We start from the raw sequence: 19215 nt of genomic DNA, 5'->3' as shown, positions 1-19215 counted from the left end.
TCATCCGCGATCCCCGGCCACTCCGCGTCCGCGCGCATCGCGAATGAATTCGCTCCTACACCGTACATGGGTTGGATCGCATCCGGGCTACGGCGAGAGCCGAGGCCCTCCGGGCGCCTGGTCTAGGCGCGGTCGACCTTATGCCGCGCCGCGTACAGGCAGACCATCTCCATCGCCAGGGTAGCGCCGGCCAGCGCGGTGACTTCGGCGTGGTCGTAGGGCGGTGCTACCTCGACCACGTCCATGCCGACCAGGTTGATGCCGCGCAGGCCGCGGAGGATCTCCAGGGCCTGGTGCGAGCTGAGGCCGCCGCACACCGGGGTGCCGGTGCCGGGGGCGAACGCCGGGTCGAGGCAGTCGATGTCGAAGGTCAGGTACACCGGCTGTTCGCCGACCCGCGCGCGGATCAGCTCGGCGATCTGCGTCGGGCTGCTGCGGTGTACCTGGCGCGCGTCGAGGACCTGGAAGCCCATCACGTCGTCGTTGGTGGTGCGCAGGCCGATCTGCACCGAGCGCGCCGGGTCGACCAGGCCCTCGCGGGCGGCGTGGTAGAACATCGTGCCGTGGTCGATGCGCTGCCCCTCGGTGTCCGGCCAGGTGTCGCTGTGCGCGTCGAAATGCACCAGCGCCAGCGGGCCGTGGCGCTTGGCGTGGGCCTTGAGCAGCGGGTAGCTGATGAAGTGGTCGCCGCCCAGGGTGAGCATCGCGCAGCCGGCGGCGAGGATGTGCTCGGCATGCGCCTCGATGGCCGCCGGGGTGGCCTGCGGCGTGCCGTGGTCGAACGCGCAGTCGCCGTAGTCGATCACCGCCAGGTGGTCGAACGGGTCGAACTCCCAGGGAAAGTGCCGCGCCCAGGCCGACTGCACCGAGGCGGCGCGGATCGCCCGCGGGCCGAAGCGGCTGCCCGGGCGGTTGGTGGTTGCGGTGTCGAACGGCACGCCGCTGACCACCAGGTCTACGCCGCGCAGGTCGCGGCTGTAGCGGCGGCGCATGAAGCTGGTGATGCCGGCGTAGGTGCTCTCCGCGGCGGTGCCGTAGAGGCTGTCGCGGGTGAGCGCCTGGTCGTTGTCGTAGGCCTGGTCCATCTCGTCGATCTCGTTGGGCTGCACGGTGAGGCCATGCTGCCGGCGACGTTGCTTCGCATAAATACGAAGTGATCTACTCCAACATCGACAGCGATCAATTTATGGAGCCAGCGCCATGCTCAGCCAGGTTCGTGACCTCGATCTGCAACTGCTGCGCCTGTTCGCCACCGTGGTGGAAAGCGGCGGCTTCAGTGCCGCGCAGGGCGAGTTGGGGATCGGCCAGTCGACCATCAGCACGCAGATGGCCAAGCTGGAGACGCGCCTGGGCTTTCGCCTGTGCGAGCGCGGCAAGGCCGGCTTCCGCCTGACCCCCAAGGGCGAGCAGGTGCTGGCCGCCACCCACCGCCTGTTCGCCGCGCTGGAGACCTTCAAGGGCGAGGCGCAGGGCATGGCCGACAAGCTGCTCGGCGAGCTGCGCATCGGCCTCTCCGAGGCGCTGGATACAGAGGTGATGCAGCGCGTCGGCGCCGCCATCGGCCGTTTCCGCCGGCGCAACCAGGCGGTGCAGATCGAATTGCTCAGCGCCATGCCCGGCGAGCTGGAGCGGCGTCTGCTGCAGGATCAGCTGCACCTGGCGATCGGCTATTTCGCCGGCAACCAGGCGGCGCTCGACCTGCAACCGCTGTTCGTCGAGGAGCAGCGGCTGTACTGCGGCAAGGCCCATGTGCTGTTCGCCGAGCGCGCGCTGAGCGCCGACGCGGTGGTGGCCTGCGACCGGGTCGCCCACCCGTACCGCTACATCGACGACGCCGAACCGTTCCTCGCCGCGCCGAGCAGCGCGCGCTGCGAGCAGGTCGAGGGCAGCCTGGCGTTCATCCTGTCCGGAGCGCACATCGGCTACCTGCCCCGGCATATCGCCGCACCCTGGCTGGCGCGCGGCGAGTTGCGCGAGCTGCTGCCCGAACAGTTCGGCTACCGCGTCGAGTTCCGCCTGGCGCAGCACCGCGGGCGCCAGCCGAGCGAGGCGCAGCAGGCGTTCGTCGCCGATCTGTTGGCGGCGTTCGGCGAGGACGGCTGAGCCCCGCGGAGGATGGTTGAGCGCAGCGATACCCATCGGCATCGTTCGATGGGTATCGGCGCGGTGCGCCTCGACCCATCCTACGGCCTACTCGTCGTCGCCCTCGGCGAGGGCCAGCAGCGGCGGGCCGAGCAGTTCCTCGGCGAGCTGCTCGAAGCGTTCGTCGAGCGCGACCCGGTCGCGGAACGCCAAGGCGTACCAGGGGTCGAGGCTCTCCCCCTCAATCGGGCTGAAGTCGGCGCCGAGCCAGGCGGCCTGGGCCTTGTCGCGCGCCGCATCGAGCGGCTCCTTGCGGCTCTTGGCGCTCGGCGTGCACTTGGCCTTGGCGAATTCGTAGCTGCTGCGCACCAGAAACGGCAGCGGTTCGCAGAGCGCCTGGCGGTAGGCGCGCAGCCAGGGTTCGAGCAGCGCGGCGGCATCGTTCTGCGGGCCGAGCTGCCAGTCGCCGGCCGGGGAGATCAGCAGGCTGTGGCGGGCGATCTCTGGGGTGGCGGCGAGGTTCAGCAGCAGGTGGCGCAGCCAGAAACCCGGCAGGTCCCAGGCCGCCGGGCGATTGAGGCGCCACTCGAACAGCCCGGCCGCGGTGACTCCGTCGAGGAAGCCGTGCACATGCAGGCCGGCCAGTTGCAGGTCGACCAGCAGCGGCTGCGGGGTTTCCGCCGGGCGCGTGTCGAACAACCGCGGGGCGAAGGCGCGCACCGGGCCGCGCAGTTTGCCCCACAGCGCCTGGCCGAGCTCGCCGCTCGGCAGCCAGCCGGCGGCACGCGCCACCTGGCGTTCGGCGGCGGGGCTCCAGCCATGCTCGACCGCCTGCAGCGCCAGCTGACGCAGGCCGCGAAAGGCGCTGGGTTCGAGGGCGAAGGGTTCGTCGCCGGCGAGGTTCTCCTCCTGATCGGCGAGGCGCAGACCGAGGCGCCGTTCGAGGAGAAAGCGCGCCGGGTGGCGGAAGCACTGCAGCAGGTCGGCCGGCTCGATGCGCAGCGCCTCGCCGTCGGCGGCCGGCAGCTGGCTGGCGAACGGCTGGACTGTGCCCTCGGCCGGCTGGGCCAGGCGCTGTGCGGCGCGGAACCAGGGCGCGGCGAAACCGCTGCGGCGGCCGCCGGCGAAGTTGCCGGGGGCGAACGGCTGCAGCGGATGGGCCACGCTGATGCGCGCGCTGGCCGGGGATTCCTGTAGGCCCGCATGCGTTGGCGCATCCGCCGGCGCTGAAGGATCGCGAATGAATTCGCTCCTACACACAGCGGTCAGGTCGACGCTTTCCAGCAGTTCGCTGAGTAGCACCGAGGGCGGCAGCTCGGCGTTGTCGCGCGGGTCGCGGCCGACGTAGCTGAGGTACAGCGCGTCGCGGGCCGAGAGCAGGGTTTCCAGCAGCAGGTAGCGGTCGTCGAGGCGCCGCGCGCGGTCGCCACGCCGCGGCCGCTGGGCGATCAGGTCGAAGCCGGGCGCCGGGGTGCGGCGCGGCAGCGCGCCGTCGTCGAGGCCGAGCAGGCAGACCAGGCGGAACGGCAGGCTGCGCATCGGCACCATGGTGCAGAAGGTTACCGCGCCAGTGAGGAAACCGCTGGCGCCGCCGCCGGCCTCCAGCAGCGCGCCGAGTTGCTGGCGCACCAGGGCCAGTTCCAGCGGGCGCTGGATGCCGGCGGCCTGGGCCTGCTCGCGCAGCGCGGCGCAGGCCTGGCTGAGTAGCAGCAGGCTGTCGCCGGCCTCGCTCTCGTCGAACAGCGTGTCGATCAGCTGCAGCAGGTCGTCCGCCCAGACGCTCAGCGCGCGCGGCCGCTGCAGGCGTTCGGCCCAGCCGCCGAGCAGCTCGACGAAGCCGGCCAGGCGCCCGAGCAGTTGCGCGCGGGCGCCTTCCAGGGCGTCCAGCGGCCACAGTTCGCCGAGCAGCGGCGCGGCGTCGCCGGCCAGTTGCGGCGGCGCGGCAAAGCCGAGCAGCAGGCGATCGAGGCCCTCGCGCCAGGTGAACGCCGGGTCTGCCGGCAGGCCGAGGCTGGCGCGGTGTTCGGCGTCGCGGCCCCAGCGCACGCCGGCGGCGCGCAGCCAGTCGCGCAGCAGCGGCAGGTCCTCGCGGGCGATGCCGGCGCGGCGGGCGATCGCCGGCTGCTCCAGCCAGGCGAGGATGTCCTCGGCGGCGAAGCGGCTTTCCGGCAGGCCGAGCAGTTCGACGAACGCCTCGAGCAGCGGCACTTCGGCGCGCCGGCTGCGGTCGGCGAGGGAGAACGGGATGCGCGGCACGCCGTCGCGCGGGGCGAACACCGCCTCGATGCACGGCGCGTAGCGTTCGATGTCGGGGGTCAGCACCACCACCTGGTCGGGGCTCAGCCCGGGGTCGGCGGCGAAGCGGGCGAGCAGCTGGTCGTGGAGGATTTCCACCTCGCGCAGCGGCGAGTGGGCGATGTGCAGCTCCAGCGAGCGGTCATCGTCGCGCAGCGTCAGACGTTCCTCGGGCTGCCGGGTGCGCAGGCGCAGGATGTCCTGCTGCAGGGCGTGCAGCAGGCTGTCGTCGGCCAGCTCGTGGTCGCCCGGGTAGATGCCGATGTCCTCGCCCTGCTCGGCGAAGACGCTGGCGAACAGGCTGTCAAAGAAGTCCCGGCCCTGCTTGCCGAGACTGGCCAGCAGTGGGTGGCCGACGTCCAGGTACCAGTCGTCCGGGCTGATCTCCGGCTGGCGGGCCAGCTCGGCGACGTCGCGGATTTCGCCCCAGGCCTCGCGGCTCGGGTTGAGGGCGAACAGCACCACGTCGATGTGCCGGGCCAGGCCGGTGAGCACGCGCAGGTGGTGCGGCGGCAGGCTGCTGATGCCGAACACCAGCAGGCGCTCGGGCAGCCCGCTGAGCGGTTCGCTGGCGTACAGGCGCTGCAGCAGGTCGTCGAGCAGGCGCGCGCGGTGCGGGTGGCCGTCGCGGGTCAGCTCCTGCCAGAGCAGCGCCTGCCAGTCCTCGTCGGCGCCGAGCTCAAGGCGCTCGCCGCGCTCCCAGGCGGCCAGCCAGTCGTCGCGGTACAGCAGGTACTGGTCGAAGACGTCGGCGATCCGCGTTGCCAGGGTGAGCCGGCGGCGTTCGTCGCCGCCTTCCAGGTAGTGCGCCAGGCGCGGCGCGAGGGCCAGGTTGGCGGGCTCGCACAGCCAGTCGTAGAGCCGCCAGGACAGGGTCGCCGGGGCGAACGCGGATTGCTCGGGCAACTCGCCGAGCACCTGGCGGCTCAGCGCCCAGACGAACGCCGAGGGCAGCTGCACCTCGAGGTGCATGGCGATGCCCTGCTTGCGCGCCAGCTCGAGGCTCAGCCAGCGGCCCATGCCGTGGCTCGGCACCACCACCCGCGCCGGCGCCAGCGGGTCGCGCTGCGGCTGGGCGAGCAGGGTGGTGGCCAGTTCGCCGAGGGTTTCCAGGTCGGGGGCGTGGTAGAGCGAGAGCATCGGGGCAGCCGGCAGTCGGAGACGCGGCTAGGGTAGCAGCGGAGTGCCTGCCGGCGACACGGCCTGTGCGCCGGCCTGCAATTGCTGGCCATTGCTGCAGGAGCGAATTCATTCGCGATGGGACCGGGCGCGGCGTTGCCGGCTATCGCGAATACATTCGCTCCTACGGGCGCCCCTAGCGACTCGCGGTGGGCATCACCACCTGCAACTGCAGGCGCGGTTTCGACCAGTAGCCGGTGCAGCTGTCCTCGTTCTTCGCCAGCGCGCCTTGCGGCGGGGCGAGCACGAAGCCGTAGTTCGGCTGGTCGTTGAGCACCCAGCGCTGCACCTCGGTGGTCACCGGGATGCTCACCGTGGTGGTGCTGCTGCCCTGGCCGACCTGCTGCAGCGGACCTTCCACCGGCGTGCCGCTGATCACCGCGAAGTTGCTGCCGGCATCCAGCGCCTCGCTGGCCACCAGCAGGTGCAGGCCGCACTGGTCGCCGCCGGACACGCGGTTGCCGACCAGGGTGTTGCGCCGGTCGAGCAGCAGCGTCGCCGAGGTGATGGTGGCGCCGCGCAGGTCTTCGAGGTTGAAGCCGAAGGTGCCGTTGTAGGCATGGCTGACCTGGGTGGCGCACGGTGTGCCGGGTTCGACGTGGTTGTGGTAGCCGGCGATGAACTCGCCGGGCTGGCCAGGCGGCACCGGCTTGGGCAGCGTCGCCGGGTCGAACGGTCCGGGCAGGCAGCCGAAACGATCGACGTACTGCGAGACCTTGGTGCCGACCCGGTCGGCGCCGCGCTCGGGCAGGCTGGTACCCGGCGGACTGACCGGCGGCGAGGCTTGGCTGGCGCAGGCGACCAGCAACGGCAGGGGCGCCAGCGAGCTGAGCAGGCGCGAAAGGATCGAGGCGTGGGGCATCTGGGCTTCCTCCAGCGGAGTGGGCTGCGCCAGGCTGCGCGGAAAACAGCGACCGCCACCGGCTGACGTGTTCACTGAATAGGACCGCGGGCGCGGCAAAAAATGCGCCGCGCCGTTGCGCTTGCTGCCGCGCCGACTGGCGCGCAGGGCGAAGCGCAACTAAAGCTAGAGGAAGGGCCGCGTTCGGCTGGAGCTGTCGAACCCGAGCGCCCTTGCGTGAGTCTCATATCTATCGCGCGACGCCCGCCCGCCTTGCCCCGCACCGCCGAGCCAGAGCGCCGCCCACGTTGGCTGAGGGGGAGGCCGCTGCCATGCTCACCCTGTTGAATCTGTTGTCCGCCGTGGCCCTGCTGATCTGGGGCACGCACATCGTGCGCACCGGCATCCTGCGCGTGTTCGGCAGCCAGCTGCGTGGGGTGCTCAGCCACAACATGCGCCGCCGGCCGCTGGCGTTCGCCGCCGGGATCGGCGTCACCGCGCTGGTGCAGAGCAGCAACGCCACCGCGCTGCTGGTCACCTCGTTCGTCGCCCAAGGCCTGATGGCGCTGGGCCCGGCGCTGGCGATCATGCTCGGTGCCGACGTCGGCACCGCGCTGATGTCGCGGGTGCTGACCCTCGATCTGTCCTGGCTGTCGCCACTGCTGATCTTCCTCGGGGTGATCTTCTTCCTGTCGCGCAAGCAGACCCGTGCCGGCCAGCTGGGTCGCGTCGGCATTGGCCTGGGGCTGATCATCCTTGCCCTCGAACTGATCGTCAGCGCCGCGCTGCCGATCACCCAGGCGCACGGCATCAAGGTGCTGTTCGCCTCGCTGACCGGTGACCTGCTGCTCGACGCGCTGGTCGGTGCGCTGTTCGCGCTGATCTCCTACTCCAGCCTGGCCGCCGTGCTGCTCACCGCCACGCTGGCCGGCGCCAAGCTGATCAGCCTGCCGGTGGCGATCGGTCTGGTGATCGGCGCGAACATCGGCAGCGGCGTGCTGGCGCTGCTCAATGCCAGCATGCAGAGCGCCGCCGGGCGCCGCGTGGCGCTGGGCAGCCTGCTCTACAAGGTGCTCGGGCTGATCCTGGTGATCCCGCTGCTGTACCCGCTGGCGCAGTGGATGGACGGCCTGAACTGGAGCGCGCAGGGCCTGGTGATCGGCTTCCACCTGGCCTACAACAGCCTGCGCTGCCTGTTGATGCTGCCCACCGTGGGCGCCATGGCGCGCTTCTGCACCTGGCTGCTGCCCGACCAGCCGGCCGCCAACGGCATCGCCCGGCCGCGCTACCTCGACCCCACTGCGCTGCAGCTGCCGAGCCTGGCGCTGGCCAATGCGGTGCGCGAGACGCTGCGCATCGGCGACCTGATCGAGAGCATGCTCAACAACCTGCTCGAAGTGCTGCGCGGCGGCCAGCCGGCGCTGAGCCGCGAACTGCGCCGCCTGGATGACGACGTCGACGCGCTGTATAGCGCGGTCAAGCTGTACCTGGCGCGCATCGACCAGGACAGCCTCAGCGAGCGCGAGCGGCGGCGCTGGGCGGAAATCATCGAACTGGCGGTCAACCTCGAGCAGGCCGGCGATCTGGTCGAACGCATGCTCGGCAAGGTGCAGGACCAGAAGACCGCGCAGCGCCGCGAGTTTTCCGCGCACGGCCTGGAGGAGCTGGCCGCGCTGCACGGCCAACTGATGGCCAACCTGCGCCTGGGGCTGGCGGTGTTCGTCTACGGCGACGCCGAGAGCGCCCGCCAGCTGCTCCGCGAGAAGCGCCGCTTCCGCGCCCAGGAGCGCCGGCTGGCGCATGCCCACGTCGGCCGCCTGTACCACGGCAACCGGCAGAGCCTGGAGACCAGCGCCCTGCACCTGGAGCTGATCGCCGACATGAAGCGCCTCAACTCGATGTTCTGCATCAGCGCCTACGTGGTCCTCGAAGGCGAGGACACCGGCGCGCTGCTGCCAAGCACCGTGGCCGACGCGGAACACGACAGCGCCGCCTCGGCGTGAGCGCGGACTACCCTCGCGGCGTTGGCTTGGGCAGAATCGCCGGCATGACCAGTTCCCCGATCGACAGCCCCCACGCCTCCGTCAGCGCCAGCATCACCCAGGCGGTGCTGCACGCCGCGCAGCGCCTCGGCCTCGAGCGCAGCGAGTTGCTCGCCGCCTGCGGCCTGGCCGAACAGCAGCTCAGCGACCCCGATGCGCGGGTGCCGTTCGCCGTGCAGGAGCACCTCTGGCAGCTGCTCGGCAGTCGCCTGCCGCCGCCCGAGCCGGGCCTGGCGCTGGGCCGGCATCTGGCGCCGGGACCGTTCAGCGTGCTCGGCTACCTGCTGCAGAGCAGTGCCACGCTGGGTGACGCGCTGGCCGCCGGGCTGCGCTACCAGCGCCTGGTCGGCGAGGGCGGCGAACTGCAGCTGGAAGCCAGCGCCAGCGAGCTGCGCCTGATCTACCGGCCGCTGCACCCGCAGCTGCCGGCCACGCGCACGCGCATCCTCGCGCTGATGGCCTTCTGGGTGCAGATGATGGCGCCGCTGCTCGACGAATTCCGCCTGCTGCGCGCCGACTTCGCGCATGCCGAGCCGGAGGCGCTGGCGGTGTACGCCGAGGTGTTCGACTGCCCGCTGCGCTTCGGCGCCGACGACTACGCGCTGGTGCTGCCGGCCAGCCTGGGTAGCGCCGCGCTGATCCAGGCCAACCCGCCGCTGCAGCAGCTGCTCCGCCAGCACGCCGAGGCGCTGCTCGCGCGCTTGCCCAGCGAGGGCCTGGTGGCGCGCGTGGTGACCCTGCTCGGCGCGCAGCTGGCGCATGGCGAACCGGACCGCGCCGAGCTGGCGCGCACCCTGCACCTCAGCGAACGGACCCTGCAGCGGCGCCTGGCCGAGGAGGGCAGCAGCTACCAGCAGCTGCTCAACGATACGCGCCGGCAGCTCGCTGAACGCCACCTGCGCGATGGCCAGCTGCCGGCGGCGGAGATCGCCCTGCTGCTCGGCTATTCGGAACCCAGCGTGTTCTTCCGCGCGTTCCGCCACTGGACCGGGCTGACCCCCGGCGAGTACCGCGCGCAGTACAGCCAGCCGCTGAGCTGAGCGTGGTCAATCAGTCGCGCGCGGCGGACGTGCCCGCGGTGGGTCGCCGCGGATTTATGCGTGAAGCGAGAGGTATCCCCGGCGTTGGGGTTGCCGGTTTTCGCGGATAAATCCGCTCCTACAGTGGTCGCGTTAGCCGCCGTGGTAGGAGCGAATTCATTCGCGATCAGCAGGCGCCTGGGATGGCGTCAGGCGCACGCCTCGACGCCCTGGGCGGCGAGGAAGGCGAGGAAGGCCTCGCGGCTGGTGTAGCGCGGCTGGTAGCCGAACTCTTCCTTCAGCCGGCGGTTGGCCAGCACCGGGCGGTAGCGCAGGAAGTCCAGTTGCTCGGGGCCGTACTGGGTCAGGCCGAGCGGCTTGAGCAGGCGCAGCACGGTACGGATCAGCCCCGGCGGCAGCGGCCGGTAGGGCTTGCCGAGGATCGCGGCGATCTCGCGCAGGCTCAGCGCGCCGTCGCCGGCGAGGTTGAAGATGCCTGCCGAACCGCGGTCCAGGCCCTGGCGGATGATGCTCACCACGTCCTGGTCCCAGATGAACACGAAGCGGCTGTCGCTGCCGCGCACGCCCATCACCGCGCGTTTCTTGAACAGGTCGGTGATCTGGTTGTTGACCTGCTTGCCGAGGATGGTCCCCGGGCGCAGCACCAACTGCTTGAGGCGCGGGTGCTCGCGGCGCGCATGGGCGAGCAGCTGCTCGACCTCGCGCTTGTGCTTGGCATAGGCGAACTGCGCATGACCGCGCAGCGGATCGTTCTCGTCGATCCACTCGGCGTTTTCCGGGTAGTAGCCGTAGGCGGCGCCGGAGCTGGTCACCACCAGCTGCTCGACGCCGTTGGCCAGCGCCGCGTCGAGCACCGCGCGGGTGCCGCCGACGTCGATGGCGTGCAGCGTCGCCTCGCTCATCCCCGGCGGCGGGGTGACCACCGAGGCGAGGTGGACGATGGCCTGCGGCCGCCAGGTTGCCACGCACTCGTGGACCTGCGCGGCCTGGCTGATGTCGAGGGTCACCGTTTCGATGTTCGGCTTCAGCCACTGCTGGCCGAGGGCACGGATGTCGGCGGCGATCAGTGTCCATTCCGGGTGGTGGATGGACAGGTCGGCGAGCACCTGCTGGCCGATGAAACCGGCGGCGCCGGTGATCAGGACACGCATGGCAGAGCCTCCTCGCGCACCGGCAGCGGGCGCTTGCGCCAGAACAGCACCAGCAAGCCACCGCTGACCAGGTGCCAGGTACCCCAGAAGGCGGCGACCAGGGCCATGTTCGGCTCAGCGCCGAACTGGGCGAAGATCAGGCCGAGGGCCAGACCGGAGTTGTGCATGCTGATCTCGATCACCATGGCGCGCAGGTTGGCGCCGTCCTGGCGGGCCAGCTTGGCCATCAGCCAGCCGAGCACGATGGCGCTGAGGTTGTGCAGCACGACGATGAAGAACACCAGGCCGAGGTTGGCGACGAACATCCGCCAGTTGCCGGCCACCGCGCCGACCACGAACACCGCGAAGGCCAGCAGGGCGAAGCGCTTGAACCACGGCATGACCTTTTCCGCCAGGCGCGGGAACAGGTTGCCGACCAGCATGCCGAGCAGCAGCGGCAGGCCGAGCAGGAACACCAGGCTGACCACGATGCTGCCCTGGTCGACGTGCAGGTCCTGCAGACGGCCGGCCAGGTAGACCGAGGCTTCCGGGTTGAGCGAGCTGGTCAGGGCGAAGTTCAGCGGCAGCAGCACCAGGGCGAGCAGGCTGGACAGCGCGGTCATGCTCATCGACAGCGCGACGTTGCCGCGCGCCAGGTGGGTCATGACGTTGGACAGGTTGCCGCCCGGGCAGCAGGCGACCAGCAGCAGGCCGAGCTCGAGGCCCGGGTGCAGGTCGACCAGCAGGGTCACCAGCAGGGTCGCCCAGGGCAGGATCAGGCACTGGCCGAACAGCCCGGCGAGCACCGGGAGCGGACGGCGCAGCACGCTGGCGAACTGCGCCACGCGCAGCTCCAGGGAGACGCCGAAGATCATCACCGCCAGCACCAGGCCGAGGATCAGTTGCTGGCTTTCGTCGTAATTCATGGACACGGTTCTCTTGTTCTACTGCGACCGAAGGGTAGTGCCCGGCCGCCTGGCCAGCAGTGGCAGCGGCGGCCAGAGCGAGTGGCGGATTGCGACAGGCGTCGGTCGCGCTGTGCTGATGATTGGCGCAGATGACGGCTGCCTGGCGTTGCGGTGCCACCTGCGATGATATTGAATGGCCATTACTGCGCTGGCACTGCCTTCCGTCGGAACGCCCGGATAAGCCCTGCAGTGTCCCCGCAGCTAGCCGATTTCCCCTAGAACAATAATTCGGTGGCCGTCCATGCGTCCTGTCCTCGCTGTGCTGCTCTGGCTGTGCCTGTGGCCGCCGCTGTTCGCGGCGCCGGCGGTGACCCGTCTCGACGCCGTGGACGGCAGCATCGCGGTCGGCCCGCAGCTCGAATACCTGCTCGGCGAGTCGCAGCGCAGCTTCGGCGAGGTGGCCGGCACCGAGTTCGCTAAGGCCTGGCAGCCCAACCTGCGCGCCACCCTCAACCTGCGCATCCAGCGCCAGGGTGTGTGGGTGCGCTTCGCGGTGCAGCGGCAGCGCGACGAGCGTGGCCCGTGGAACCTGGTGATCCGCTGGCCGCTGCTCGACCGCGTCGAGCTGCGCCTGCACTACCCGGAGCGTGACGCGTGGAGCGCGGCGCAACTGGCCGGCGATGCGGTGCCCGCCGAGACGCGCGCGCTGCCGCACCACCTGCTGGCCTTCCCGCTCGACCTGGCGCCCGGCGAGCGCGCCACCGTGTACCTGCACGTGAGCGCCTACGAGGCGCTGATCCTGCCCATGGAGCTGGTCACCGGCGAGCGCCTGCAGCTCGACCAGCTACACGACAGCATCCTCATCAGCCTGTTCTTCGGCGCCGTGCTGGTGATGCTGCTGTACAACACCTGCCTGTACCTGTTCACCCGCGAACGCAGCTACGCCTACTACGTGCTCTACCTGTGCGCCACGCTGGTCTACTGCCTGGCCATCACCGGTTTCGGCCAGCGCTACCTGGACCTGGCGCAACCGGCGCTGGCCGACCGCCTGTACTCGGTGAGCGGCGCGCTGGCCTTCATCCTCGCCTCGTTGTTCGTCCGCGACTTCCTGTCGCTGGCGCGCATCGGCGGCTGGGTCGACTGGGTGAACCGGCTGAACACCGGCTACTGGGTGGTCACCGGGCTGTGCTTCCTGTTCATCCCCTACAGCCGCGCGCTGCACTGGCTGAACCCGCAGAGCCTCGGTCCGGCGTCCTGCCTGCTCGGCCTGCTCACCGGCGTCTACCTGTGGCGCAAGGGCTATCGCGAGGCGCGGCTGTTCACCCTGGCCTGGCTGGTGCTGATCCTCTTCACCCTGCTCAACCTGTCGGCGCTCGACGGCCGGCTGCCGCTCAACGCCTTCACCCTCAACAGCCAGCTGCTGGGCATGGTCATCGAGTTCACCCTGCTGGCCATCGCCCTGGTCGCGCACATTAACCACGAGCGCAGCGCGCGGCTGAGCGCCCAGCAGACCGCGCTGGACTACGCCGAGCGCCTGGCCCGCGAGCGCGAGGAGAAGCTGCACGCCCAGCAGCAGGCGCTGCGCATCCAGCGCAAGGCCAACGAAGAGCTGGAGCAGTGCGTCACCGCGCGCACCCGCGAGCTGGCCGAGGCCAACGTGCTGCTGGCGCGGCTGAGCACCCTCGACCCGCTGACCCAGTTGTGCAACCGCCGCCACTTCGAGGCGCGCTTCGCCGAGGAGCTGGCGCGGGCCAAGCGCAGCGCGGCGCCGCTGGCGCTGCTGATGATCGACATCGACCACTTCAAGTCGATCAACGACCGCTTCGGCCACCCGTTCGGCGACGAAGCGCTGCGCCGCGTCGCCGCCGTGCTGCAGGCGCACAGCCAGCGCGCCGGCGATGTCGCCGCGCGCTACGGCGGCGAGGAATTCATCCTGCTGTTCGCCAACACCGACGCGGGCGCCGCACGGCTGTGCGCCGAGCGGATTCGCGCGGCGATCGCCGCCGTGCAGCTCAGCCAGGCCGGTCAGCTGCTGTCGCTGACCGCCAGCATCGGCCTGGTCGCCCTGGTGCCGCCGCTCAACGTCAGCGAGCAGAGCCTGATCGCACTGGCCGACACCGCGCTGTACCAGGCCAAGAGCGAGGGGCGCAATCGCGTGGTGTTCGCCCGTGACGGGCAGGTGACCACATGAGCGGACGCTTCGCGCCGGGCCGCTGGTCGGCAAATGGCCAGCATGCGCCGCGGGCTGTGCTCCAATCCGCCGCGCCCACGGCGCGCCGCCCTGCTGCCGGCGACGGCACTCCTCCCCACATCTCGGTGACTGATTGATGCGCGCGTTCGCTGCCCTGCTGCTGTACTGCCTGCTGTCGAGTGCCCTGGCCGCCCCGGCCGAGGTGCAGCTGGGCGGTGCCAGCGGCCGCGTGGCGCTTGGCGGCGAGGTGCAGTACCGCCTCGCGGCGCCCGGGCAGAGCTTCGCGCAGGCTGCGGCGACCGAGCAGGGCTGGCAGGCCGGCACGCAGAGCCCGCTCAACCTCGGTACCCAGCGCGGCGATGTGTGGCTGCGCTTCGACCTGCGCCAGGCGCAGGACCAGCAGCGCCTCTGGTACCTGGTGATCAAGTGGCCGCTGCTCGACCGCGTCGAACTGCGCCTGTACTACCCGGACAGCCAGCGCTGGGGCCCGGCCATGTTGGCCGGCGACGGGGTGGACGTGGCCAGTCGCGCGGTGGCCAGCCGCAACCTGGTGTTCCCGCTGGCCGTGGCGCCGGGCGAACGGGCCACCGCCTACCTGCGCCTGCAGGCGTTCGAGCCGATCATCCTGCCGCTCGAACTGCTCGACGAGGCGCAGCTGCGCCACAGCGAGGTGCGGGAGGTGATCCTGATCGGCCTGTTCTTCGGCGCGATGCTGGTGATGCTGCTCTACAACGCCTGCCTGAGCCTGTTCACCCGCGAGCGCAGCTACCTGCTCTACGTCCTCTACCTGTGCGCCGCGCTGGTCTATGCGCTGGCGATCACCGGCTTCGGGCCGCTCTACCTGGGGCTCGACACGCCCTGGCTGGGCACCCGTCTGTATGGTCTCGGGGCCGGCGCGGTGGCGATTCTGGCCAGCCTGTTCCTGCGCTATTTCGTCGGCCTGGGGCGCATCGGCGGCTGGGTCGACTGGCTGAACCGCGTGGTGATCGGCTACTGGTGCCTGTTCACCCTGATCATCCTAGTCGCCCCCTACAGCCGGCTGCTGCACTGGATGCTGCCGGAGCAGGCCGGCCTGTTGTCGTGCCTGGCCGGGATCGCCATCTGCCTGCACCTGTGGCGCAAGGGCTACCGTTCGGCGCGCCTGTTCATCTACGCCTGGGGCCTGCTGATCATGTTTTCGGCGGTGCTGATCCTGGCGCTGACCGGCCTGCTGCCGATGAACGAATTCACCATCAACAGCCAGTTGCTCGGCATGGCCATCGAGTTCGTGCTGCTGGCCATCGCCCTGGTCGAGCACATCAACGACGAGCGCAGCGAACGCCTGCGCGCCCAGCAGGCCGCGCTGGACTACTCCGAACGCCTGGCCCGCGAGCGCGAGGAGAAACTGCACGCCCAGCAGCAGGCGCTGCGCATCCAGCGCAAGGCCAACGAGGAGCTCGAGCAGCGCGTCGCCGAGCGTACCCGCGAACTGGCCGAGGCCAACGTGCAGCTGGAGCGGCTGAGCACCCTCGATCCGCTGACCCAACTGTTCAACCGCCGGCACTTCGAGACGCGCTTCGCCGAGGAGCTGTGCCGCGCCAAGCGCACCGCTTCGCAGCTGGCGCTGCTGATGATCGACGTCGACCACTTCAAGTCGATCAACGACCGCTTCGGCCACCCGTTCGGCGACGAGTGCCTGCGCCGCGTCGCCGCCGTGCTGCAGGCCCACAGCCAGCGCGCCGGCGACGTCGCGGCGCGCTACGGCGGCGAGGAGTTCATTTTGCTGTTCGCCGACACCGACCCGGTCGGCGCGGAGCATTGCGCCGAACAGATCCGCGCCGACATCGCCGCCATGGTCCTCGCCCACGACGGCCGCGAAGTGCGCATCAGCGCCAGCATCGGCCTGGTGACCCAGGTGCCGGCGCTGAGCGCCAGCGCGCAGAGCCTGATCGCCCAGGCCGACGTCGCGCTGTACCGCGCCAAGGAGCAGGGCCGCAACCGCGTGGTCTGCGCCGAGCTGGTGGCGCCGGCCTGATCAGCCCTGGCCGCGCAGGTGGTCGAGCAGCGCGTCGGCACAGGCCTCGGAGGACGCCGGGTTCTGCCCGGTGATCAGCAGGCCGTCCTGCTCGATGTGCGCCTGCCAGTCGGCGTCGGCCTTGCGGTAGGTGGCGCCGCGCTGCTTGAGCATGTCCTCGACCAGGAACGGCACCACGTCGGTCAACTGCACCGCGTCCTCCTCGCTGTTGGAAAAGCCGGTGACGGTCTTGCCGGCCACCAGCGCGCGGCCGTCGGCGGCCTTCACATCACGCAGCACGCCCGGCGCGTGGCAGACCAGCGCCACCGGCTTGCCGGCGCTGATGAAGTCCTCGATCAGGGAGATCGACTGCGGGTCGTTGGTCAGGTCCCACAGCGGGCCGTGGCCGCCGGGGTAGAACAGCGCGTCGTGCTCCAGCGGGTTGACCGCGGCGAGCGTCTCGGTGTGCGCCAGCGCCTGCTGCGCCGCGCTGTCCTTGGCGAAGCGCCGGGTGGCGTCGGTCTGCGCGTCGGCGGCATCGCTCTTCGGATCGAGCGGCGGCTGGCCGCCCTTGGGCGAGGCGAGGGTCAGCGTGGCGCCGGCGTCGCGAAAGCGGTAGTACGGCGCGGCGAACTCTTCCAGCCAGAAGCCGGTCTTCTGTCCAGTACTGCCGAGTTGGTCGTGGGAAGTCAGCACCATGAGAATCTTCATTGCGGGTTCCTCGGGTCGGTGGACGCAGTGGGTAGGACAACAATTCTGGGCAGAGGTCGCGGCGCCTGCCGATTGATCGGTGCGATTTCGTCGGCGACCGACTGTTCCTGAGCTTCACCACTCGCGGGGCGGGCAGTATCCTGCGCACCCCGCTTTGCCAGACTGCCGCCATGATCTCGCTCGCCTGGAAGAACCGCGTTGCCCGCCTGATTGCGTTGATCCAGCGCTACCCGGGGGTGGTCGCGGCGTTCGGTTTCGTCTCCGGGGTGGCCAGCTTCATGCTCGTCGACCGCCAGGCCAAGTCGGCCATCGTGCTGTCGATCGTCATGCTGCTCAGCTGGGTGTGGCTGGCGCTGGAAAGCGTGTTCACCCGGATCATCGCCCGGCTGATCAAGCGCGAGGTGCCGCAGCCGCTGTTGCGCTACGCGACGCAGATGATCCACCAGGAAAGCCTGTTCTTCGTCCTGCCGTTCTTCTTCATCACCACCACCTGGAACAGCGGCCAGGCGCTGTTCACCGGCTTGCTGATCGCCGGTGGGCTGGTGTCGATCATCGACCCGCTGTACTTCAAGGTGCTCGCCCCGCGGCGCTGGCTGTACATGGCGCTGCACACCCTGACGCTGTTCGCCGTGGTGCTCACCGCGCTGCCGATCATCCTTCACCTGACCACCGCGGAGAGCTACAAGCTGGCGCTCGGCATCGCCGTGCTGCTGTCGTTCCCCAGCCTGCTGGCGAGCTTCCCGGTGCAGCGCTGGTGGTACGGCCTGGCGCTGATCGGCCTGACCTTGGCGCTCGGCGCCGCCGGCTGGCTGCTGCGTTCGTGGATTCCGCCGGCCACCCTGTGGCTGACCGAGGTGGCGGTGACCACCCAGTTCGACAACCAGAACCGCGCGCCGGGCAAGAGCCTCAGCGAGGTCAGCGCCGCCCAGCTGCGCAGCCAGGGGCTGTACGCCTACACCGCGATCAACGCGCCGCGCGGTCTCGACGAACGCATCTACCACGAGTGGCAGCGCAACGGCGGCGAGGTCGAGCGCATCCCCCTGGACATCCACGGCGGACGCAAGGCCGGCTACCGGGCCTGGACGCACAAGCAGAACTTCCCCGCCGAGGTGGTCGGCAACTGGCAGGTGCGGGTGATCACCGAGAACGATCAGCTGATCGGCGTGCTGCGCTTCAAGGTGGTCGACGGCCCGGTCGGCGCGCAGGCCCCGGAGAAACCGGCCAAGCCGCCGCTGCTCAAGCCGGCCAGCGACGAGCCGGAGGACGACAAGCCGGCCGAACCGAAGCAGCCCTGAAGCACCAGGCAGGGTGTTGAAGCATGCCCGTCCAGCGATGTCCCTAGGCTAGGGACAGATCGAACCTCACCCTAGCCCTCTCCCGGAGGGAGAGGGGACTGTGCCGGGATGGCCATAGGCGTGGTGCCTGTAGGATGGGTTGAGCGAAGCGATACCCATCGCCGCGCCACTGGCTCAGCCGAAGAACCAGTAGCACACGCCGATCGCCGCCAGCACCCCGGCCAGGTCGGCAAGCAGCGCGCAGCCCACCGCGTGGCGGGCGCGCTGGATGCCCACCGCGCCGAAGTACACGGCGAGCACGTAGAAGGTGGTCTCGGTGCTGCCCTGGACGGTCGCCGCGACCAGCGCCGGGAAGCTGTCCACGCCGTGGGTCTGCATGGTCTCGATGAGCATGGCGCGCGCCGCGCTGCCGGAGAACGGCTTGACCAGCGCAGTCGGCAGCGCCTCGACGAAACGCGTGTCCCAGCCGGCCCAGGCCACCGCATGGCGGATGCCGTCGAGGACGAACTCCAGCGCCCCCGAGGCGCGCAGCACACCGACCGCGCAGAGCATGGCGACCAGGTAGGGCAGCAGGTTCCTGGCCACCTCGAAGCCCTCCTTGGCGCCCTCGACGAAGCTCTCGTAGACCTTCACCTTGCGCAGTGCGCCGGCGAGCAGGAACAGCATGATCAGGCCGAACAGCACCAGGTTGCCGAGCAGCGACGACAGCGCCGCCAGGGCGGTGGCGCTGAGGGTGGCGAGCAGCGCCATGAAGGCGCCGAGCAGCAGCGCGCCAGGCACCAGGTAGGCGAGCACCACCGGGTCCCACAGGCGCAGGCGCTGGACCAGCGCCACCGTCAGCAGGCCGACCAGGGTTGAGGCGCTGGTGGCGAGGAGGATCGGCAGGAACACCAGGGTCGGATCGGCGGCGCCCTGCTGCGCGCGGTACATGAAGATCGACACCGGCAGCAGGGTCAGCGACGAGGCGTTGAGTACCAGGAACAGGATCTGCGCGTTGCTCGCCGTGTCCTTCAGCGGGTTGAGTTCCTGCAGCGCCTTCATCGCCTTGAGGCCGATGGGCGTCGCCGCGTTGTCCAGGCCCAGGCCATTGGCGGCGAAGTTCAGGGTGATCAGACCGAGCGCCGGGTGGCCGCGCGGCACCTCGGGCATCAGCCGGGCGAACAGCGGGCCCAGCGCGCGGCCGAGCGCGTCGACCAGGCCGGCCTGCTCGGCGATGCGCAGGAAGCCCATCCACAGGGTCAGGGTGCCGAACAGCAGGATCATCACCTCGACCGACAGCTTGGCCATGGCGAACAGGCTTTCCACCATGCGCGCGAACACCGTGGCGTCGCCACCCACCAGCCAGGCGCCGAGCGCAGCCACGCTCGCCACCAGGAAGAACCCCAGCCACAGGCCATTCAGCATCGTCATCCCCCTTGATCTGCGTGCCGATGATAGCCGCCACCGGCCGCGCTGTCCGTTGCCGTCGCGCAGCCTTCACAGTGGCGGTCTAGGCTGAGGTTTCCCCT

13 protein-coding genes are annotated in these 19215 nt (G+C 70.3%); 6 read left to right on the top strand and 7 right to left on the bottom strand.

Going from position 1 to position 19215, the window contains the following annotated elements; all coding sequences use genetic code 11:
* Positions 1–122: 122 nt before the first annotated feature.
* Positions 123–1085, bottom strand: a complete 963-nt coding sequence (gene speB / locus JQX08_RS17880) for an agmatinase (RefSeq protein WP_205349888.1) — start codon at positions 1083–1085, stop codon at positions 123–125.
* A gap of 115 nt (positions 1086–1200) precedes the next feature.
* Between speB and JQX08_RS17875 the strand changes: the two genes are divergently transcribed.
* A complete protein-coding gene (locus tag JQX08_RS17875; RefSeq protein WP_205349766.1) occupies positions 1201–2103 on the top strand; it encodes a LysR family transcriptional regulator in 903 nt (300 codons plus the stop codon).
* A gap of 87 nt (positions 2104–2190) precedes the next feature.
* Here the strand turns inward: JQX08_RS17875 and recC are convergent, their stop codons facing one another.
* On the bottom strand, positions 2191–5517 hold the full coding sequence (recC, locus tag JQX08_RS17870) for an exodeoxyribonuclease V subunit gamma (RefSeq protein ID WP_205349765.1): 3327 nt from the start codon (positions 5515–5517) through the stop codon (positions 2191–2193).
* Between the two features lie 175 nt (positions 5518–5692).
* On the bottom strand, positions 5693–6418 hold the full coding sequence (locus tag JQX08_RS17865) for a hypothetical protein (RefSeq protein WP_205349764.1): 726 nt from the start codon (positions 6416–6418) through the stop codon (positions 5693–5695).
* 311 nt (positions 6419–6729) lie between these two features.
* Here JQX08_RS17865 and JQX08_RS17860 point away from each other — a divergent pair, with 311 nt between their 5' ends.
* Both JQX08_RS17860 and JQX08_RS17855 read left to right on the top strand, forming a co-directional pair.
* A complete protein-coding gene (locus JQX08_RS17860) occupies positions 6730–8400 on the top strand; it encodes a Na/Pi cotransporter family protein (RefSeq protein WP_205349763.1) in 1671 nt (556 codons plus the stop codon).
* A 44-nt stretch (positions 8401–8444) separates the two neighbouring features.
* A complete protein-coding gene (locus JQX08_RS17855; protein ID WP_205349762.1) occupies positions 8445–9479 on the top strand; it encodes an AraC family transcriptional regulator in 1035 nt (344 codons plus the stop codon).
* 188 nt (positions 9480–9667) lie between these two features.
* Here JQX08_RS17855 and JQX08_RS17850 read toward each other — a convergent pair whose 3' ends face one another.
* Together JQX08_RS17850 and JQX08_RS17845 are read right to left on the bottom strand one after the other, a co-directional pair.
* A complete protein-coding gene (locus tag JQX08_RS17850) occupies positions 9668–10630 on the bottom strand; it encodes an SDR family oxidoreductase (RefSeq protein ID WP_205349761.1) in 963 nt (320 codons plus the stop codon).
* A complete protein-coding gene (locus JQX08_RS17845; RefSeq protein WP_205349760.1) occupies positions 10618–11535 on the bottom strand; it encodes a bile acid:sodium symporter family protein in 918 nt (305 codons plus the stop codon). The genes JQX08_RS17850 and JQX08_RS17845 overlap by 13 nt, the downstream gene beginning before the upstream one ends.
* A 283-nt stretch (positions 11536–11818) precedes the next feature.
* Here JQX08_RS17845 and JQX08_RS17840 point away from each other — a divergent pair, with 283 nt between their 5' ends.
* Together JQX08_RS17840 and JQX08_RS17835 are read left to right on the top strand one after the other, a co-directional pair.
* On the top strand, positions 11819–13708 hold the full coding sequence (locus tag JQX08_RS17840; RefSeq protein ID WP_205349759.1) for a sensor domain-containing diguanylate cyclase: 1890 nt from the start codon (positions 11819–11821) through the stop codon (positions 13706–13708).
* A 136-nt stretch (positions 13709–13844) separates the two neighbouring features.
* A complete protein-coding gene (locus JQX08_RS17835) occupies positions 13845–15722 on the top strand; it encodes a sensor domain-containing diguanylate cyclase (protein ID WP_205349758.1) in 1878 nt (625 codons plus the stop codon).
* Here the strand turns inward: JQX08_RS17835 and JQX08_RS17830 are convergent, their stop codons facing one another.
* Positions 15723–16412 (bottom strand): type 1 glutamine amidotransferase domain-containing protein, encoded by a 690-nt coding sequence (locus JQX08_RS17830; protein WP_205349757.1) that lies wholly within the window; start codon positions 16410–16412, stop codon positions 15723–15725.
* A 170-nt stretch (positions 16413–16582) separates the two neighbouring features.
* On the opposite strand from JQX08_RS17830, the gene JQX08_RS17825 reads away from it, so the two are divergent.
* On the top strand, positions 16583–17707 hold the full coding sequence (locus JQX08_RS17825; protein ID WP_205349756.1) for a DUF5924 family protein: 1125 nt from the start codon (positions 16583–16585) through the stop codon (positions 17705–17707).
* 174 nt (positions 17708–17881) lie between these two features.
* Here the strand turns inward: JQX08_RS17825 and JQX08_RS17820 are convergent, their stop codons facing one another.
* Entirely contained in the window at positions 17882–19111 is a 1230-nt protein-coding gene (locus JQX08_RS17820) for a nucleoside recognition domain-containing protein (RefSeq protein WP_205349887.1), read from the bottom strand.
* Positions 19112–19215: the final 104 nt, after the last annotated feature.

The sequence above is a fragment of the Zestomonas insulae genome (genome assembly GCF_016901015.1).
GTDB lineage: Bacteria > Pseudomonadota > Gammaproteobacteria > Pseudomonadales > Pseudomonadaceae > Aquipseudomonas > Aquipseudomonas insulae.
This window is presented reverse-complemented; position numbering and strand designations above follow the sequence as displayed.

What these genes read in the sequence shown, in the direction of transcription:
- speB (WP_205349888.1), bottom strand. Translation starts at nt 1,085, where the DNA reads ATGGACCAGGCCTACGACAACGACCAGGCGCTCACCCGCGACAGCCTC.
- JQX08_RS17875 (WP_205349766.1), top strand. Translation starts at nt 1,201, where the DNA reads ATGCTCAGCCAGGTTCGTGACCTCGATCTGCAACTGCTGCGCCTGTTC.
- recC (WP_205349765.1), bottom strand. Translation starts at nt 5,517, where the DNA reads ATGCTCTCGCTCTACCACGCCCCCGACCTGGAAACCCTCGGCGAACTG.
- JQX08_RS17865 (WP_205349764.1), bottom strand. Translation starts at nt 6,418, where the DNA reads ATGCCCCACGCCTCGATCCTTTCGCGCCTGCTCAGCTCGCTGGCGCCC.
- JQX08_RS17860 (WP_205349763.1), top strand. Translation starts at nt 6,730, where the DNA reads ATGCTCACCCTGTTGAATCTGTTGTCCGCCGTGGCCCTGCTGATCTGG.
- JQX08_RS17855 (WP_205349762.1), top strand. Translation starts at nt 8,445, where the DNA reads ATGACCAGTTCCCCGATCGACAGCCCCCACGCCTCCGTCAGCGCCAGC.
- JQX08_RS17850 (WP_205349761.1), bottom strand. Translation starts at nt 10,630, where the DNA reads ATGCGTGTCCTGATCACCGGCGCCGCCGGTTTCATCGGCCAGCAGGTG.
- JQX08_RS17845 (WP_205349760.1), bottom strand. Translation starts at nt 11,535, where the DNA reads ATGAATTACGACGAAAGCCAGCAACTGATCCTCGGCCTGGTGCTGGCG.
- JQX08_RS17840 (WP_205349759.1), top strand. Translation starts at nt 11,819, where the DNA reads ATGCGTCCTGTCCTCGCTGTGCTGCTCTGGCTGTGCCTGTGGCCGCCG.
- JQX08_RS17835 (WP_205349758.1), top strand. Translation starts at nt 13,845, where the DNA reads ATGCGCGCGTTCGCTGCCCTGCTGCTGTACTGCCTGCTGTCGAGTGCC.
- JQX08_RS17830 (WP_205349757.1), bottom strand. Translation starts at nt 16,412, where the DNA reads ATGAAGATTCTCATGGTGCTGACTTCCCACGACCAACTCGGCAGTACT.
- JQX08_RS17825 (WP_205349756.1), top strand. Translation starts at nt 16,583, where the DNA reads ATGATCTCGCTCGCCTGGAAGAACCGCGTTGCCCGCCTGATTGCGTTG.
- JQX08_RS17820 (WP_205349887.1), bottom strand. Translation starts at nt 19,111, where the DNA reads ATGCTGAATGGCCTGTGGCTGGGGTTCTTCCTGGTGGCGAGCGTGGCT.